General features: G+C 76.2%; 14 protein-coding genes. 7 read left to right on the top strand and 7 right to left on the bottom strand.

Features of this window, described 5'->3' with window-relative positions:
* Positions 1–9: 9 nt before the first annotated feature.
* From NX801_RS03265 to NX801_RS03290, 6 genes are all read right to left on the bottom strand, one after another.
* Positions 10–444, bottom strand: coding sequence for a VOC family protein (locus tag NX801_RS03265; protein ID WP_258785300.1), 435 nt, complete (start codon positions 442–444; stop codon positions 10–12).
* 416 nt (positions 445–860) lie between these two features.
* Positions 861–1,826, bottom strand: coding sequence for an L-histidine N(alpha)-methyltransferase (egtD, locus tag NX801_RS03270; RefSeq protein WP_258785309.1), 966 nt, complete (start codon positions 1,824–1,826; stop codon positions 861–863).
* Positions 1,823–2,578, bottom strand: coding sequence for an ergothioneine biosynthesis protein EgtC (gene egtC, locus NX801_RS03275; protein ID WP_258785320.1), 756 nt, complete (start codon positions 2,576–2,578; stop codon positions 1,823–1,825). The genes egtD and egtC overlap by 4 nt, the downstream gene beginning before the upstream one ends.
* Entirely contained in the window at positions 2,578–3,903 is a 1,326-nt protein-coding gene (gene egtB / locus NX801_RS03280) for an ergothioneine biosynthesis protein EgtB (protein WP_258785322.1), read from the bottom strand. The genes egtC and egtB overlap by 1 nt, the downstream gene beginning before the upstream one ends.
* Complete coding sequence (egtA, locus tag NX801_RS03285; protein ID WP_258785324.1) at positions 3,900–5,255, bottom strand: ergothioneine biosynthesis glutamate--cysteine ligase EgtA; 1,356 nt, start codon at positions 5,253–5,255, stop codon at positions 3,900–3,902. The genes egtB and egtA overlap by 4 nt, the downstream gene beginning before the upstream one ends.
* Before the next feature lie 968 nt (positions 5,256–6,223).
* Positions 6,224–6,757, bottom strand: coding sequence for a type II toxin-antitoxin system PemK/MazF family toxin (locus NX801_RS03290; protein ID WP_258785326.1), 534 nt, complete (start codon positions 6,755–6,757; stop codon positions 6,224–6,226).
* A gap of 148 nt (positions 6,758–6,905) precedes the next feature.
* Here NX801_RS03290 and NX801_RS03295 point away from each other — a divergent pair, with 148 nt between their 5' ends.
* The 4 genes from NX801_RS03295 (at position 6,906) to NX801_RS03310 (ending at position 11,054) form a co-directional block, all read left to right on the top strand.
* A complete protein-coding gene (locus NX801_RS03295) occupies positions 6,906–7,706 on the top strand; it encodes a VOC family protein (RefSeq protein WP_258785327.1) in 801 nt (266 codons plus the stop codon).
* Between the two features lie 200 nt (positions 7,707–7,906).
* A complete protein-coding gene (locus NX801_RS03300) occupies positions 7,907–8,926 on the top strand; it encodes a LacI family DNA-binding transcriptional regulator (RefSeq protein ID WP_258785336.1) in 1,020 nt (339 codons plus the stop codon).
* A 376-nt stretch (positions 8,927–9,302) separates the two neighbouring features.
* Positions 9,303–9,635, top strand: a complete 333-nt coding sequence (locus tag NX801_RS03305) for a hypothetical protein (RefSeq protein WP_309505773.1) — start codon at positions 9,303–9,305, stop codon at positions 9,633–9,635.
* 234 nt (positions 9,636–9,869) lie between these two features.
* Entirely contained in the window at positions 9,870–11,054 is a 1,185-nt protein-coding gene (locus tag NX801_RS03310; protein ID WP_258785338.1) for a thiolase family protein, read from the top strand.
* Positions 11,055–11,336: 282 nt separating this feature from the next.
* Here the strand turns inward: NX801_RS03310 and trxA are convergent, their stop codons facing one another.
* A complete protein-coding gene (gene trxA, locus NX801_RS03315) occupies positions 11,337–11,705 on the bottom strand; it encodes a thioredoxin (protein ID WP_258785340.1) in 369 nt (122 codons plus the stop codon).
* Positions 11,706–11,855: 150 nt separating this feature from the next.
* Between trxA and NX801_RS03320 the strand changes: the two genes are divergently transcribed.
* The 3 genes from NX801_RS03320 (at position 11,856) to NX801_RS03330 (ending at position 16,313) form a co-directional block, all read left to right on the top strand.
* On the top strand, positions 11,856–13,340 hold the full coding sequence (locus NX801_RS03320) for a dihydrolipoyl dehydrogenase family protein (RefSeq protein ID WP_258785341.1): 1,485 nt from the start codon (positions 11,856–11,858) through the stop codon (positions 13,338–13,340).
* 668 nt (positions 13,341–14,008) lie between these two features.
* A complete protein-coding gene (locus NX801_RS03325; RefSeq protein WP_258785645.1) occupies positions 14,009–15,139 on the top strand; it encodes a Rossmann-fold NAD(P)-binding domain-containing protein in 1,131 nt (376 codons plus the stop codon).
* A complete protein-coding gene (locus NX801_RS03330) occupies positions 15,132–16,313 on the top strand; it encodes a saccharopine dehydrogenase C-terminal domain-containing protein (protein WP_258785343.1) in 1,182 nt (393 codons plus the stop codon). Before NX801_RS03325 ends, NX801_RS03330 begins: the two co-directional genes overlap by 8 nt.
* Positions 16,314–16,579: the final 266 nt, after the last annotated feature.

Here is a 16,579-nt window from a genome sequence, read left to right on the forward strand (position 1 = left end):
GGGCGGCCGTCAGGGACGGACGTAGGGCCGGGTCATGATCTCCATGTTGTGGCCGTCCGGGTCCTCGAAGTACGCGCCCCGCCCGCCGAAGAGACGGTTGACCGCCCCCGGCTCGGTGTGACGGGGATCGGCGTAGTAGGTCACACCGAATGCCTCCAGCCGGCCGATCATCGCGTCGAACCGCTCCTCGGGGACGAGGAACGCGTAGTGCTGGGACTGGATCGGGGCGTCCCGGAGTTCGTAGTAGTCGAGGGTGACCCCGTTGCCCAGATCGATGGGGAGGAACGGACCGAAGGGGGCGCCGACGGCCAGCCCCAGCACACCGGCGAGGAACTCCGCCGACCGCCGGCGGTCGCGGGCGTAGACGGCGGTGTGGTTCAACTGGACGGTCGCGGTGGCCGCTTGTTCGGAAGCGGGGTGAGGGTGCGGCGGTGTGGAAGGCATGGCTGAGCTGTTCTCCGAATCGACAGATCGAGGGAGCTCCGGGCGCGGAAGCGGTCCGGTCCGGGACCCCGGGAAACCGGGCGCCGCACACGGCGAAACCGGTCGAGGAAGGCGAGAAGGAGAACAGCGAGGCGGGGCTCTGGCCCGCCCCGGGCTCACGCCGAGGCCGGGTGCCCCACTCGTGTATGGCCCATGGCCGACCCGGCAGTCACACCGTGGAGACTAGTGTCCCCGGGTGCCTGCCGCAAATGCGTTCGGCGTTCGGTGGGTTGGGGCGGGGCCGGGCCCGGGGGCGGGAGCCCCGGCGCGGCGTCCGGGCGGAGGGCCCGGTGCCGTCGCCCACCGGCCCCTTCCCGGGCGGGACGGGGCGGGTGACCGTACGGCACGGCCACCCGCCCGGCCTCCCCGGGGCGGGGTCAGACCGCCGTCGCCAGGGAGAGCGCGAAGCGGCCCGCCTCGTCCGTCCACCAGTGGGCCAACTCCAGCCCCGCCGCGTCCAGTTCCGCGCGGACGCCGTCCCGCCGGAACTTCGCCGACACCTCGGTGCGCAGCTCCTCGCCGGCCTCGAACGGCACCGCGAGATCCAGCTCCGGGAACTTCACGGTCAGGGCGTGCCGGGCGCGCAGCCGCATCTCGATCCACTCCCGCTCCGGGTCCCAGACCGCCACATGGTCGAAGTCGTCCGGGTCGGCGTCCGCGCCCAGTTCGCGGCGGAGCACCGACAGCACGTTCTTGTTGAACGCGGCCGTCACCCCGCTCGCATCGTCGTACGCGGCGACCAACGTGGCCTCGTCCTTCACGAGGTCGGTGCCGAGCAGCAGCGCGTCACCGGGCGCCAGCAGGGTCCGCACCGAGCGCAGGAAGAGCTCCCGCTCGGCCGGGAGCAGATTGCCGATGGTGCCGCCGAGGAACGCCACCAGCCGGGGGCCCGGGGTGCCGGGCAGCGCCAGCCCCCGGGTGAAGTCGGCCACCAGGGCGTGCACTTCCAGCTCCGGATGGGCGGCGGTCAGCGTCCCGGCCGCCCCGCTCAGCGCGCTCTCGCTCACATCGACCGGCACATAGCTCCGCAGCCCCGGCAGCAGCGCCTCGATCAGATGACGGGTCTTCTCGGAGGAGCCGGAGCCCAGCTCCACCAGGGTGCGGGCCCCGGTGGCCGCCGCTATCTCCGGCGCCCGGGCGATCAGGATCTCTCGCTCCGCCCGGGTCGGGTAGTACTCGGGCAGCCGGGTGATCTCCTCGAAGAGTTCGCTGCCCCGGGCGTCGTAGAACCACTTCGGCGGCAGCTCCTTGGGTGTGCGGGTGAGCCCGCTGCGCACATCGGCGCGCAGATCGGCACCGGTGGTGTCCTCGGGCAGGGTACGGGTCAGCAGGAACGGGCTCACGCGGATGGCTCCTTGAGGGGGGTGAGGAGGACGTCGGTGGCGGTGGCGGTCAGTACCGTGCGGTCCGGTACCTCGCACCAGTGGGGATCGTCGTCGTACGGCTCCGATGCCACCACCGTGCCCGCGCCCGGCAGGGAGCGGTACCAGAGGGTGTCGCCCCAGGTGTTGGCGGTGATGGTCGTGCCATCGGTGAGCAGCAGATTGAGCCGGGAGCCCGGCGCCGCCCCGGCCGCCTCCCGCACGGTCTCCGCGACCGCCCGGGCCGGCTCCTCGGCCCGCCGCAGCCGGTGCAGCAGCACCGCCCACACCAGCGCCGAGTCATTGCGTGCCTCCAGCGACAGCAGCTCCCCGGCGGGCAGTTCCCCGGCGAACCCGGCGAGCGAACCGGGCCAGCCGGCCACCGCCCCGTTGTGGCTGAACAGCCAGGGGCCGGCGGCGAACGGAGCGGCGGCCGCCTCGGCGTCGGCACCCGCCAGGGTGGCGTCCCGGACCGCGCCGAGCAGCGCCCCGGCGCGCACCACCCGGGCCAGGTCCGCGAAGGACCGGTCGGCCCAGATCGGCCCGGCGCGCCGGTAACGGGCCGGCACCGGGTCCGGCGGGGCGTACCAGCCGACCCCGAAACCGTCCGCGTTGACCGTGCCGTACCGCTGCCGGCGCGGCGCCCAGGACTGCCGGTACAGCCCGTGCTCCGGTTCCACCAGCACCGCTCCGAGCGTCACCGGCGGCCCCACATAGGCGAGATGACGGCACATCAGGCGGCCACCGGACCCGGACCAGTGGTGGCGTCCCGCGCGGTGCGGAACCCGGCGAAGATCTGCCGCCGCACCGGCAGGTCCCAGTTGCGGAAGGTGCCCCGGCAGGCCACCGGGTCGACGGCGAACGAACCGCCGCGCAGCACCTTGTGGCCCGGGCCGAAGAAGACCTCCGAGTACTCCTTGTACGGGAAGGCGGTGAAGCCCGGGTAGGGCAGGAAGTCGCTCGCCGTCCACTCCCAGACGTCCCCGATCAGCTGGCGCACCCCGAGCGGCGAACTCCCCGCCGGATAGCTGCCCGCCGCCGCCGGGCGCAGATGGCGCTGGCCCAGGTTGGCGTGCTCCTCGGCCGGGTCCTCGTCGCCCCAGGGGTAGCGCAGCGAGCGGCCGGTGGCCGGGTCGTACCGCGCGGCCTTCTCCCACTCCTCCTCGGTGGGCAGCCGGCGGCCCGCCCACCGGGCGTAGGCGTCCGCCTCGTACCAGCTCACATGGAGCACCGGCTCGTCCGCCGGCACCGGCTCCACCACCCCGAACCGGCGGCGCAGCCACTGCCCGCCCTCCCGGAACCAGAACAGCGGGGCGCCGATGGAGTGGCGGCGTATCTGCTCCCACCCCTCCGGAGCCCACCAGCGCTCCTCGCCGTACCCGTTCTCCGCGATGAACCGCTGGTAGTCGCCGTTGGTGACCGGCACGGTGTCGAGGTGGAAGCCGGGCACCACCCGGGTGTGCGCCGGGCGTTCGTTGTCCAGCGCCCAGGGCTCGTCGGAGGTCCCCATGGTGAACGGCCCGCCCGGCACGTACACCTCGGCGGGCAGCCCGGTGGTGTCACCGGACGGCGGGGCCGGGGCGTGCAGCGCGGCCGGACCCCTGCGCAGTTGATGGGTGATGAGCATGGTCTCGTCGTGCTGCTGCTCGTGCTGGGCGACCATGCCGAAGGCGAAGGCCGCGTCCACCAGCGGCCGGCCCTCCAGCGCCGTCCGGTCCAGCACGTCCAGCACCCGTCCGCGTACGTCGGAGGCGTAGAGCCGGGCCTCGGCCGGGGCCAGCAGCGGCAGCGTCGGCCGGCTGGCCCGGGGGTGCTCGAAGGCGTCGTAGATCGAGTCGATCTCCGGGCGCAGCCCCGGATGACCGGCGACCGCCCGGAGCAGCCACTGCTCCTCCTGGTTGGAGATGTGCGCCAGGTCCCAGACGAGCGGGGACATCAGCGGGGAGTGCTGCGCGGTCAGATCGCCGTCGTCCACGCAGGAGGTGAGCAGTGCGGTGCGCGCCCGGGCGGTGGTGAGCGCGTCGAGCGCGCGCCGCCGGAGCGCTTCGGGGTCGGTCATGCGGGGGCGTCCTTCCCGGAGACAACGGTCCTTCCGGGGGCGGAACCCCTCCCGGAGGCGGCATGCCCGGTGCCGGGACGCGCCCCGGCCGTGGGCGGGAGCAACTCGTCGGCGGGACATCGGCCCCGCAGGACGAAGCGCTCTTCGAAGGCGGCCACGGCGTCCTGGACGGCCGTGGGGGCACCGCCCCGGGCCAGCGCGGCGCGCGCCAGGCCGAAGCAGGAGACGGCCGCCTCACGGAGCGCGGGCACGGCCAGCCCGTCCCGCGCGGCGGCGGTCCAGAGCCGGTCGCGCGGCGGCGGCTGGGGGCCCGGCGGTCCGAACCCCTCGGTGAGGGACTCCGCCAGCCGGTACGCCGCCTCCGCCGCCTCCGGGTCGTCGAAGAGCGCGGAGACCACGGCCAGCGGCACCAGCCAGCCGTCCTCGCCGGGCTGGGCGTCCAGCATCCGCAGCTCCAGGTGACCGCGCGGCCGGACCGGCGGGAACAGGGTGCTGATGTGGTAGTCCAGATCCGCCCGGGTGGCGGGCCGGGGCCGGCCGTGGCGCAGCCAGTCGCGGAAGGTCAGGCCGTCCGGGACCAGCCAGGGACCGTCCGGCCGCCGGACGCACATCACCGGCGCGTCCAGCACATGGTCGGCCCAGGCCCCGCGCGGCTCCCGGTCCAGCCGCGGGGCCAGGCTCCGCACCGGGTCCAGCTCCGCCCAGAGCGACTGCCGTGCCGAGCGGTGCGTGGCGGGCCGGCCCTGGAGCACCGGCGAGGCCGCGAAGACGGCCACCAGCACCGGGCCCAGCAGATGCGCCAGCCGCCACCGGCGCTCCAGGCCGAGCGGCCCCGGCTCCTCGTACCCGGCGTCCAGGCAGACCTGCACCGAGGCCGAGTCGCGCATCATGGCCCGGCCGGCCGGGCCCGTCCGGTCGAGCCAGGTCTCCATGGCGTCGTAGCGCGGCTCCCGCAGCAACCGCTCGCGCGGCCCCTGCCAGGGGTCCGTGCCGCCGCCGGTGAGGACGAGCCCATCCGCGCGCAGGGCGTCCCGCACCACGTCCAGGTCGGCCGCGGTGACGGCGACGCATTCGGCGAGGGAGGAAGCGGGCGGCGAGCTGAGCTCCAGCTGCCCGCCCGGCTCGAAGGTCAGGGCCGATTTCAGCGGCAGCGACCCGAGCCCGGCGAAGACGGTGCGCAGCCGGTCGACGGGGACCGGCAGACGGGGGGCGTGTGCGTCGTGGACGAACCACTCCAGTTCGACGCCGACGGTTCCGGGCGGACCCGTCTTGAAACAGATACAGCGGAGGAGGTCCTCCGCCTGGTGCTCGGAGAGCGGATCGCCGCTGTCCGGGCCGTCGCTGAGTGACATGGTGAATCCTCCGGTGGAAGAGTGTCGCCCTCTCACCTAAGCCACCACCGCCCCTTCGCACAAGAGCGCGTGCGCCGGACGGTCGCCGCCGGAACATCTGTGGTCGCGGCCGCGATTGATCATGGATGTTCGGGGTATGAGCGCCCGTTCTCGGGTCAATTGCCAGGAGCACCGGCGAACTTGTCGAACGGGGCCGGTACGCGCTCCCGGCGACGCCGTCCGAGCCTCCCCCGGAGCGCTCCCGGCGCCGTCGAAGCCCCCGCCGGCCCCCGGACCGCCGGCCGGTACGGCCCCGGCAGCCGCCCCCGGACGGACCTCGGACCGGCCCTGACCGGGGCTTTCACCGGCACCCGGCGGTATGTTCCCGAGGGGTCCCCGGGCCCGCCGCCGTCACCAGGACACCGGGCGGGGCACCGGACCGCCGTCACCGCGCGTGTCACCGCGGGGTCCGGCCGCCGGGCGGCCCGGTGGCTCACCGGGGCGGCGGGCGGACCGATGGCGGTGCTGACCTTCCGTCTCCGCCGGGTCCCCGCCGGTTGCCGGCTCCCCGGTGGTGTCCGGGCCCCGGGGAGGAGCCCGGCCGGGGGCCCCGCCCGGTCCCGGTCCCGGTGCCCCGGCCTTCTCCGCCCCGCTCCCGGTCCCGGTGTCCCCGCCTTTTCCGCCCACCACCGGGCGGGACGGGCCGCCGGGTCCACCGACCGGGTGATCCTCCCGCCCGGCGTACCGGGCGTCCGGGACGGTCCGTGCGGCCGGGTGGCGGCCCCCGGCCCGGGCCGCCGACTTTCCCGCCGTGTCGCCTTTCTCACGTCGCCCGCCCCGGCGCGGGCGGGTTGCGCCGCAGTGACCCGGGGGTTGCTCCGCGATGACCCGGGAGTTGCGGAGTCGACGACCGGACACCCGCCGCGCCGCCCGACCGGGCCGGAGGGGTGGGGGAGTCCGCCGTCGCCGCCGACTCCCGGCCCCGCCGCTCAGCGCCAGCCGTACCGTTCCGCCAGCCGGGTGACCACCCGGTCGAAGCGCGGCCGGTCCAGGGCGCACGCCTCCCGGCGCATGCCCTCCTCGTGGACCCGCAGCACCCGGTCCAGGTCCGCCCAGGATTCGCGCCCGGCGTCGTCCCAGGGACCGGAGCCGACCGCCACCCACTCCCGGTCCCCGTCGTGCGGGCGGCTGGACAGCTGTACGGCCAGCAGGGTGCCGGCCTCCTCCCGGGCCACCACCAGGACCGGGCGGTCCTTGCCGCGCCCGTCCTTCTCCTCGTACGGCACCCAGGTCCAGACGATCTCGCCCGGATCGGGCGCCCCGTCGCGGTCGGGCGCGTACGAGGTGCGGACCGGGCCCACCTCCCGGGGCTCGGCCTCGGTGGTCGCGGCGGGCCCGAACCGGCCGGGGCGGTCGGCGAAGCCGTCGAGATCGCCGTTGGCGCTGGTGATGCCGGCGGGGGCGGCGGAGCCGGCGGGCCCCCGGGGCTCCGAGGACTCTGAGAACGCTGAGAATTCCGTCATCCCACCCACCGTAGGAGGCGGGCCGCCGCCGGCGCGAATCCGCCCCGGGCGCGGTCGCGGGGCGGTTGTCAGTGGCCGCTGCCATTCTGGGACTGCGGGCAGATCCGGCCGTCCGGCCGGGGAGACGCGAGCGCCCGCGGAGGTCACCATGCTGACGACGCATTACGTCCCGGGGACACCCAACTGGCTCGACCTGGGCGCTCCCGATGTCGACGCGGCCGCCGACTTCTACCGGTCCGTGTTCGGCTGGACCTTCCACCGGGCGGGCCCGGAGGAGTCCGGTGAGTACGGCTTCTTCCGGCTGGGCGACCGGACCGTGGCCGCCGCCGGGCCGCTCACCGGGGAAGCCGTCCGCTCCGCCTGGACGCCGTACTTCGCCACGGCCGACGCCGAGGCCACCGCCGCCGCGGTCGAGCGCGCGGGCGGCTCGGTCCGGGTCGCCCCGGACGACGTCGGCACGGCCGGCCGGCTGGCCGCCTTCACCGATCCGGCGGGCGCCGAGTTCGCCGTCTGGCAGCCGGGGGACATCGCCGGACTCGATGTGGTGATGGAGCCGGACACCCTCTGCTGGACCGAGCTGTACACCACGGACCGGGCCGCCGCGAAGGACTTCTACACCGCGGTCTTCTCCTGGAGCTACGACGACATGACGGCCGGCGACACGGTCTACAGCGTCGCCTCGTCGCCGGGCGGCGGCAAGGACGGCGACAGCGGCCAGAGCGGCATCCTGGAGCTGGCCGGGGAGCACCTGGCGGCGGGCTCCCGGCCCGAATGGCATCCCTACTTCGGGGTCACCGACTGCGACACCGCCTTCGCACGGGCCACCGGCCACGGCGCCACGGTCCTGATCCCGCCCATGGACGCGCCCGGCGTCGGGCGCGTCGCCATGGTGGCGGACCCGGCGGGCGCGCCCTTCGCGCTGATCAAGGGAGATCCGGAGACGACCTGACGGCCGCCGCGGGGGGAGCCGGCGCCGGGGCGGTACCGGACCCCGGCGGCCCTCGCGCACCCGCCCGCCGCCGGGAGGTCCGTACCGGTACGGCGCACGCACATTCCGAACACCACGGACACTCCGGACCCGGGCGACGGCGAGAACCGGCCACTCGCCGTCACCGGACCCCCGGCGGTTCTGCGAGGATGCCGGGCGCGATGAGCCAGTTACCCCAGCAGCCCGCAGAGCCCCCGGTCCCGACCAGCGCCGATGTCGCGCGCCTGGCCGGCGTGTCCCGGGCGACCGTCTCGTACGTGCTCAATGACACCGCCGCCGTCCGGATCAGCGACGCCACCCGCCGGCGGGTCCGGCAGGCCGCCGACGACCTGGGATACGTCCCGCACGCCGCCGCCCGCAGCCTGCGGGCCGGACACACCAGGACCGTGCTGCTGCCCACCGTCCACATCCCGGCCGGACCGCTCTACCGCCGGTTTCACGACGAGTTCCAGTGGACGCTGCGCGAGCTCGGCTACACGGTCGTGCAGTACGGCAGCGCCGGCATGGACGGGGACGAGGCGGCCCGCGCCTGGGCCGAGCTGCGCCCGGTGGCGGTGGTCTCACTGAGCGGGACGCTCACCGCGCGGGGCGTCGCCGTGCTCAAGCGCGCCGGGGCCAAGGCGGTGATCACGCTCGGCTCGCGGCCGGTCCCGGGCGCCCACACCGTGGTCATGGACCAGCGGGAGGTGGGCCGTCGTGCCGCCGCCCATCTGCTGGAGCGCGGCTACCGCCGGATCGGGGTGGTGCTGCCCGGCGAGCCGGGTCTCGATCTGCTCTCCGGCCCGCGGCTCGACGGCGTGCGCGAGACGGTGGCGGGCACCGGGACGCCGGTCGTGCCGCTGCCGCTGGACCCCTCCGAGGAGGCCGCCGCGCGCACCGCCGCCCGCTGCCGCCGGGAGCGGCTGGACGCCGTCTTCGCCTACAACGACGAGTACGCCATGCTGCTGATGCGGGCCCTCCAGGACGCGGGCACCGCCGTCCCGGGCGAGGTGGCGGTCATGGGCGCCGACGACCTGTTCCTCGGCCGGCTGCTGCGGCCCCGGCTCAGCACCGTCCGGATCGATATGGAGACCGGCCAGCGGCTGGCCGAGCTGGTCGACCGGGCGGTCCGCGAGCCGCGCTCCCTGCCGGAGCGGCAGGACCTGATGGCCGCCCGGACGGTCCCCCGGGACTCCACCTGAGCCCTCCGCGCCGCCCGCCGCCCACGGTCCCGGCCCCCGGGCCTCCGGAACCGGCCCCCGGGCCTCCGGAACCGGCCCCCGGGCCTCCGGAGCCGGCGCCGTACGCCCGCCGGGAACGCGCCGGCGGCCGGGGCCGTATCGCCGGAAGCCGTGCCGGGACCCGGGCCGTCGCACCCGGCGGAGGCACACCGGGAGTCGGGCACGGGGAGGCGTGCCTGACCCATGCCCTGCGGGCCGCTCGCCGTGCGCGCCGGAGCCGTACGCCCGCCGGGCACGCTCCCGGGGACCGGACCGGTCCCCGGGAGCGTGCGGAACCGGGGCCGGCCGGCCCGCCGCCGGAGGTGCGGCGGGGCCGGATCCTCCCTACCGTCGCCCCATGAGCACAGACAGCACCCACGGCGGACCGGGCGGCGAGCGGCCCCCGGCCGGAACCGGCCCCGGCCCGGCGGCCCGGCGCTTCGAGATCCTGGTGGTACCCGAGCACGCCGCCGGCCATGACGCGGCACACCTGGCGGAGGCCGCGATCCGCTCGGGTGTGGTGACCGCCACCGGGGCGACCGGGGCCTCCGGCTATCCGCGCTACGCCGGGGACGGGATGGAGGCGGACATCGACCCGGAGACCCGCACGGTGGAGGCGCTGCTGGTCGACGGCGCGGAGCTGGACTACGGGCTGTCCGCCCGGGTCTCGGGCCGTACGCCCCCGGGGTGATCACCCCCAGCGGCCGTCCGCGCGGCCCGCGAGCCGGACCGGGAACCGGACCTGGGGACGGCCCCGGGACGGACCCGCGGCCGTTGACAGGCCCGGGGCGGGGAACGGAGACTCGGCGCGGACCGGACGAACGTTCGTTCAGCGACGCGGGGTTCGCGGCTGTTCCCCCGCCGGCGCTCCGTTCGCCGGAGCCGGTCCACCGGAGCGGGCCGAGGCAGCTGGGAGAGAAGACCGATGACCATCCGCGACGTCTATGTGGTCGACGCCGTCCGCACCCCGGTCGGCAAGTTCGGCGGCGCCCTCTCCGGTGTGCGCCCCGACGACCTGGCCGCCCATGTGGTGCGCTCCCTGGTCGCCCGCACCCCCGCGCTGGATCCGGCCAGGATCGACGACGTCTACTTCGGGGACGCCAACGGCGCCGGGGAGGACAACCGGGACGTGGCCCGGATGGCGGTGCTGCTGGCGGGGCTGCCGGTCACCGTGCCGGGCGTCACCGTCAACCGGCTCTGCGGCTCCGGTCTGGAGGCCGTCGTCCAGGCCGCCCGGGCCGTCGCCCTCGGGGACGCCTCGGTGGTGCTGGCCGGCGGCGTCGAGTCGATGTCCCGCGCCCCCTGGGTGGTGCAGAAGCCGGAGCGCCCGTTCCCTGCGGCCCACCAGCAGCTCTGGTCCACCACACTCGGCTGGCGGATGACCAACCCGGCGATGCCCCCGGAGTGGACGGTCTCGCTCGGTGAGGGCGCCGAGCTGGTGGCGGACAAGCACGCCCTGACCCGGGAGCGGCAGGACGCCTTCGCCCTGGCCAGCCACCGCGGGGCCGCGGCCGCCTGGGCGGCGGGGGAGTACGACGCCGAGGTGGTCCCGTACCCCGGCACCGCGCTCGCCCGGGACGAGAGCGTCCGCGACACCACCTCGATGGAGGCGCTGGCGAAGCTGAAGCCGGCGTTCCGGGACGGCGGCACCGTCACGGCGGGCAACTCCTCGCCGCTCAGCGACGGGGCCGCCGCACTGCTCCTGGTGGACGAGGAGGGGCTGCGCGCCTGCGGCCGGGAGCCGCTCGCCCGGATCGGCGCCTCGGCGGTGACCGGGGTCGAGCCGCGGCTCTTCGGGCTCGGTCCGGTGGAGGCGGTCCAGCGGGCGCTGACCCGGGCCGGACGCGCCTTCGGCGACCTGGCGGTCTTCGAGCTCAACGAGGCGTTCGCCGCCCAGTCCCTGGGCTGCCTCGCGGAGTGGCCGGAGCTGGACCCGGCCGTGGTCAATCCGCGCGGCGGGGCCATCGCGATCGGCCACCCGCTGGGGGCCTCGGGCGCCCGGCTGGCCGGCGCGGTCGCCCATCAGCTCGCCGCCGCCGGCTCGGGCACCGGTCTGGCGGCGCTGTGCATCGGTGTGGGCCAGGGGCTGGCCCTCGTCCTCGAACGCTGAGCCGCAATCCCTGAGCTCCGGTCCCCGGGGCTCCTGGGTCCGGGGTTCCCGAGGGCCAGCTCGGGGGCTCCTGAGCTCCGGGGGGCCCGGGGCCGGGGATTTCCGGAGGCCCGGGGGCGTTCGTACGCCCCTGCCCCTGGAGGACCGGAGCCCCCTGGTACGGCCGGGGCACCCCGGGCCCCTGGAGGACCGGAGCCCCCCGGGACGGCGGGAGCACCCCGGTGTGACCGGAGCGCCCCGGCCGCCTCCGCCCGTGCGCGGTACGGCGGCGGGGCCGCTCGCTCAGCCCTGCGGGCCGGCCTCCTCGATCGACTTCCGGACCTCGTCCATGTCCAGCTGCCTGGCCTGCCCGATGACATCCTCCAGCGCGCTCTCGGGCAGGGCCCCCGGCTGCGCGAAGACCGCCACGTTCTCCCGCACGATCATCAGGGTGGGGATGGACTGGATGTCGAAGGCCGCGGCCAGCTCCGTCTGCGCCTCGGTGTCCACCTTGGCGAAGACCAGATCGGGATGCCGCTCGGACGCGCCCTCGAAGACGGGGGCGAACTGACGGCACGGCCCGCACCAGGAAGCCCAGAAGTCGATCAGCACGAAGTCGTTGTCGTTGACGATCTGGTCGAAGTTTTCCTTGGTGAGCTCTACCGTGCTCATGCTCTGTGTACCTCTTCCCGGTGGATGCACCGTCGGGGCGGGTGGCCGTACGTGATGAATGGCGCTCCGGGCACAACCGTGCGCGCGGGCAACGCTATTCCACCCCTGCCCATGTGGCCTGGGCGCACACGTACCAGCAGACTGTGCCCCATGAGCGAATCGAGCGCGGTGAGCGGGACGGCGGCAGAGGGCTCCGGACGGCACGGCGGCGGGGACGCCCTCGTCTTCGACGTCGTGGTGGTGGGCGCGGGACCGGTCGGTGAGAACGTGGCGGACCGGGCGGCGGCCGCGGGGCTGAGCGTGGCGGTGGTGGAGAGCGAACTGGTCGGCGGCGAATGCTCCTACTGGGCGTGCATGCCCAGCAAGGCGCTGCTGCGGCCGGTCATCGCCCGCGCCGACGCGGGCAGGCTGCCGGGGCTCGCCGGGGCGGTGCGGGAACCACTGGACACGGACGCGGTGCTGGCCCGGCGGGACGAGTTCGCCTCGCACTGGAAGGACGACGGCCAGCTCGGCTGGCTCGACTCGATCGGGGTCTCCCTGTACCGGGGCCACGGGCGGCTGGACGGCGAGCGGCGGGTGACGGTCGAGGGCCCGGACGGCGGGCGCACCGCGCTGACCGCCCGGCACGCGGTCGCGGTGTGCACCGGCAGCCGGGCCGTGGTCCCCGGGCTGCCGGGCATCGAGGACGCCCGGCCCTGGACCAGCCGCGAGGCGACCAGCGCCAAGGCAGCCCCGGGCCGGCTGGCCGTGGTCGGCGGGGGCGTGGTCGGGGTCGAGATGGCCACCGCCTGGGCGGCCCTCGGCTCCCGGGTCACCCTGCTGGTCCGGGGCGACGGACTGCTGCCCCGGATGGAGCCGTTCGCCGGGGAACTGGTGGCCGAGGCACTGGCCGGGGCGGGCGCCGAGGTCCGTACCGGCGCCTCGGTCGCCGCCGTGGAGCGCTCCCGCCCCGACGGACCGGTCACCGTGGTGCTGGAGGGCGGCGAGCGGTTGGAGGCCGACGAGATCCTCTTCGCCACCGGCCGGGCGCCGCGCACCGGCGACCTGGGCCTGGAGACGGTCGGGCTGGAGCCCGGCAGCTGGCTCTCCGTGGACGACAGCTGCCGGGTGCGGGACAGCGAGTGGCTCTATGCCGTCGGGGACGTCAACCACCGGGCGCTCCTCACCCACCAGGGCAAGTACCAGGCCCGGATCGCCGGGGCCGCCATCGCCGCCCGGGCCGCCGGTGACACCCCGGACACCCGGGCCTGGGGCGCCCACGCCGCCACCGCCGACCACGCGGCCGTGCCGCAGGTCGTCTTCACCGACCCCGAGGTGGCGGCGGTGGGGCTGAGCCTCGCGGAGGCCGAGCGCGCCGGGCACCGGGTCCGGGCGGTCGACTACGACCTGTCCTCGGTGGCGGGCGCGAGCCTGTACGCCGACGGCTACCGGGGCCGGGCGCGCATGGTGGTCGATCTGGAGCGCGAGATCCTGCTGGGCGTCACCCTGGCGGGCCCGGGCGTCGGGGAGCTGATCCACGCGGCGACCGTCGCCGTGGTGGGCGAGGTCCCGATCTCCCGGCTCTGGCACGCGGTCCCCTCCTACCCGACCATCAGCGAGGTCTGGCTGCGGCTGCTGGAGACCTACCGGGGCTGAGCCGGCCCCGTGGACCGGGCCCGGGTCCCTCCGGCAGGGCCGTCCGGTACGGCTCCGGGCTCCGCGGTACGGGACCGGAGCGCCGGACGCCGCTGGTCGGCAACCGGCTGGCGGACCGGCGGGACCCGGCCCCGCCGGCTGCCGGGGGCGTACCCGGTACGGCGCCGGGGGCGTACCCGGTGGGGCTCCGGGGGCGGCCGGGTCCCGTCGGCGGCCCGCGCCCCTCGGCTCGGTGGCCCGCGCCCCTCGGCCCGGCGGCCCGCGCCGCCGGGCCCGGCCCGGGCGCGCCGCCGGGCCCGCGCGTGCCGGGCACGGGCGGTGTCCGGGTTCCGGCACCCTGGCCGGAAAGAGCGGTAACCGGCGGCGCCGCACCGGGTTACCGTATGCGCGCCTTCCGGGTGAAGATCGACGACCGCCGCCGAGCACCGATGACCACCGACGAGCACTGTCGAGCACCGACGACCACCGCCGAGCCCGGTACGACCTGCGCGACCGAGGACGCGGCCCCGTCCGTGCCGTTCCGCCGGAGCGGGGACGGGGGCGGGACTCGTGGGGCCGGGCGGGCCGGACCGGGCGCCCCGGCTCGCCCGGCCCCTCCGGCGAGGGCGGTCCGGGGCGGGCGCGCGGCCGTTCCGTCACCGCCGACCGAAGGGGAGCCCGTGCCCGACATGCCCCAGCTGTGGATCCGTCACGAGACCCGGCCGACCGAGCGGCGCGCGCCGGTCGTCCCCCGGGACGCCGCCGTCCTCACCGGGCTCGGCGTCCGGATCACCGTGGAGGAGTCGCCCCGGCGCGTCTTCTCCGCCGAGGAGTACGCGGCCGCCGGCTGCGCCCTCGCGCCCGCCGGCTCCTGGCCCGGCGCCCCGGGGGACGCGTACGTCCTCGGGCTCAAGGAACTGCCCGGCCGGCCGGAGCGGCTGCGCCACCGGCACATCTTCTTCGGCCACGCCTACAAGGGGCAGCCCGGCGCCGGGGAACTGCTGGACCGCTTCACGGCGGGCGGGGGCACCCTGCTCGACCTGGAGTACCTCACCGACGCCCAGGGGGCCCGGCGTGTCGCCTTCGGTTACTGGGCCGGTTATGCGGGGGCGGCCCTGGCCCTGCTGACGGCCCGCGGCCGGCTCACCGCGCCGCTGCGGCCCCTCGACCGGGCCTCGCTCGACGCGGAGCTGCGCGGCTCCCGGGAGGCGGCGGCCCCGGCGGCCGGGCCCCTCTCGGCCGTGGTGATCGGGGCGCTCGGGCGCAGCGGGCGGGGTGCCTGCGACGCCCTCCGGGCCGGTGGCGTCGAGCCGACGCGCTGGGACCTGGCGGAGACCCGGGAGCTGGACCGGGAGGCGCTGCTGAGCCACGACATCCTGGTCAGCACGGTGCTGGTCACCCGGCCCGTTCCGCCCTTTCTGACCACCGCCGGACTCGGCGTCCCGGGCCGGCTGTCGGTCGTTGCCGACATCACCTGCGACATCGGTTCCGGGCTGAGCGTGCTGCCGTTCAACGACCGGCTGACGGACTGGCGGAACCCGGTCCGCCGGGTTCCGGCCGCCGGCCGGGAGGTCCGGGTGATCGCCATCGACAACCTGCCCTCGCTGTTGCCCGCCGAGGCGAGCACGGACTTCTCGGCGGATCTGGCCCGGCTGCTGCCCGCTCTGGACACCGGCCCGGACGACCCCGTCGGGCCGGACTCCGGCCCGGCGGCCGGCCGGGGCAGCGACGGCGGTGACTGGGCGCGCTGCCGTGCCGCGTTCACCGCCGCGACCGAGGCGCGTGCCGCCGCACACCACTCCGGGAGGACCGATGTCTGACCCCGCTCCGGCGGCCACCGCCGGTTCCGCCCCCGCCGACCGCACCGTGCACTGGATCGGCACCGGTCTGTCCGTCGGCCCGACCGCGCTGCGCACGCTCTGCGAGCAGCCGGAGCGGCTGGTGCTCTGGGGACGCCGCCGGGAGCGCGCCACGGAGACCCTGCGGCGGTTCGGACTGGAGGGGCGGGCCGTGGCGGCCGGACTCGACCGGGACGAGCCGGCCGCCGCCCTGCGACCGGGCGACGTGCTGGTGTCCATGCTGCCCGCGAGCGAGCACCCGGGGCTGCTGCGGACCGCGATCGACCGGGGCGCCCACTTCGCCTGCGCGAGCTACGCCTCGGACGAGGTCGCCGCGCTGGCACCGGCCGCCGCCCGGGCGGGGACCGTGGTGCTCACCGACACCGGCCTGGACCCCGGTCTCGACCATCTGATGGCGCACCGGCTGGTGGCCGACGCCCGGCGGGCGGTCGGGGACACCGCCGAGGACGTGCGTTTCACCTCGTACTGCGGCGGCCTCCCGGCCGAGGTCAATGAGTTCCGCTACCGCTTCAGCTGGGCGCCGTACGGAGTGCTGGCCGCCCTGGGCACGCCCGCCCGGTTCGTGGCGGACGGGGCGGAGCGCCGCGCTCCCCGCCCTTGGGAGGCCACCCGGACCCTGCGGAGGGCCGGCGAGGCCTTCGAGGCGTACCCCAACCGCGACAGCCTGCCCTTCGTCGGGGAGTACGGGTTTCCGGAAGGATGGCGGCTCGCGGAGTTCGTGCGCGGCACCCTGCGCAACACCGGCTGGCGGGCGGCCTGGGCGCCGGTGTTCGAGGCGGTCGCGTCCGGTGACCCGGCGCGCCTCCGGGACCTCGCCGGCGAACTGGCCCGGCGCTACCCGGCCACGGCGGAGGACCGGGACCGGGTCGTCCTCGCGGTCACCCTGGCCCTGCGCGCCCCGGGCGGCGGAGGCTGGCGGGGCGAGTACCTGCTCGACCTGACCGGCGGTGCCGAGGAGAGCGCCATGGCCCTCTGTGTCTCGCTGCCGCTGGCCCACGGTGTCGTCCGCGTCCTGCGCGGCGCCCTCCCGGCGGGGCTGCACCGCGCGGTGGCCGGGACCGAGGCCGACGACTGGATGGCCTTCTTCGGCCGGCACGGCATCCACGCCACCTACCGGCAGGACGACCTGCCCTGACGGCCGGTCCGGTCCGACGCCCGGCCTGTCCTGACGCTCGCCCCCGGCCCGGCGGCCACCCCTACCGGGGGTCACCGGCGGACTTTGAGACGTGCTCCGCGCACTTCACGCCAGTAGAGCGGTCCTGGTGTGGGGCGCCGTTGAGGCGGGGCAGGGGAAAAGCTACGTTCGATCACCTGATCATCGGGATTCGACTCCGCGCGGCATCCGCGGCCTTTTTCCGGTGTGCCCGCGTGTCCGTGTAACTGTGTGTCCGTGTGTCCGTG

The sequence above is a fragment of the Streptomyces pyxinae genome, assembly GCF_024756275.1.
GTDB lineage: Bacteria > Actinomycetota > Actinomycetes > Streptomycetales > Streptomycetaceae > Streptomyces > Streptomyces pyxinae.

What these genes read in the sequence shown, in the direction of transcription:
- NX801_RS03310 (WP_258785338.1), top strand. Translation starts at nt 9,870, where the DNA reads ATGACCATCCGCGACGTCTATGTGGTCGACGCCGTCCGCACCCCGGTC.
- NX801_RS03325 (WP_258785645.1), top strand. Translation starts at nt 14,009, where the DNA reads ATGCCCCAGCTGTGGATCCGTCACGAGACCCGGCCGACCGAGCGGCGC.
- NX801_RS03295 (WP_258785327.1), top strand. Translation starts at nt 6,906, where the DNA reads ATGCTGACGACGCATTACGTCCCGGGGACACCCAACTGGCTCGACCTG.
- egtB (WP_258785322.1), bottom strand. Translation starts at nt 3,903, where the DNA reads ATGACCGACCCCGAAGCGCTCCGGCGGCGCGCGCTCGACGCGCTCACC.
- NX801_RS03320 (WP_258785341.1), top strand. Translation starts at nt 11,856, where the DNA reads ATGAGCGAATCGAGCGCGGTGAGCGGGACGGCGGCAGAGGGCTCCGGA.
- NX801_RS03265 (WP_258785300.1), bottom strand. Translation starts at nt 444, where the DNA reads ATGCCTTCCACACCGCCGCACCCTCACCCCGCTTCCGAACAAGCGGCC.
- NX801_RS03300 (WP_258785336.1), top strand. Translation starts at nt 7,907, where the DNA reads ATGAGCCAGTTACCCCAGCAGCCCGCAGAGCCCCCGGTCCCGACCAGC.
- egtC (WP_258785320.1), bottom strand. Translation starts at nt 2,578, where the DNA reads ATGTGCCGTCATCTCGCCTATGTGGGGCCGCCGGTGACGCTCGGAGCG.
- NX801_RS03290 (WP_258785326.1), bottom strand. Translation starts at nt 6,757, where the DNA reads ATGACGGAATTCTCAGCGTTCTCAGAGTCCTCGGAGCCCCGGGGGCCC.
- egtA (WP_258785324.1), bottom strand. Translation starts at nt 5,255, where the DNA reads ATGTCACTCAGCGACGGCCCGGACAGCGGCGATCCGCTCTCCGAGCAC.
- trxA (WP_258785340.1), bottom strand. Translation starts at nt 11,705, where the DNA reads ATGAGCACGGTAGAGCTCACCAAGGAAAACTTCGACCAGATCGTCAAC.
- NX801_RS03305 (WP_309505773.1), top strand. Translation starts at nt 9,303, where the DNA reads ATGAGCACAGACAGCACCCACGGCGGACCGGGCGGCGAGCGGCCCCCG.
- NX801_RS03330 (WP_258785343.1), top strand. Translation starts at nt 15,132, where the DNA reads ATGTCTGACCCCGCTCCGGCGGCCACCGCCGGTTCCGCCCCCGCCGAC.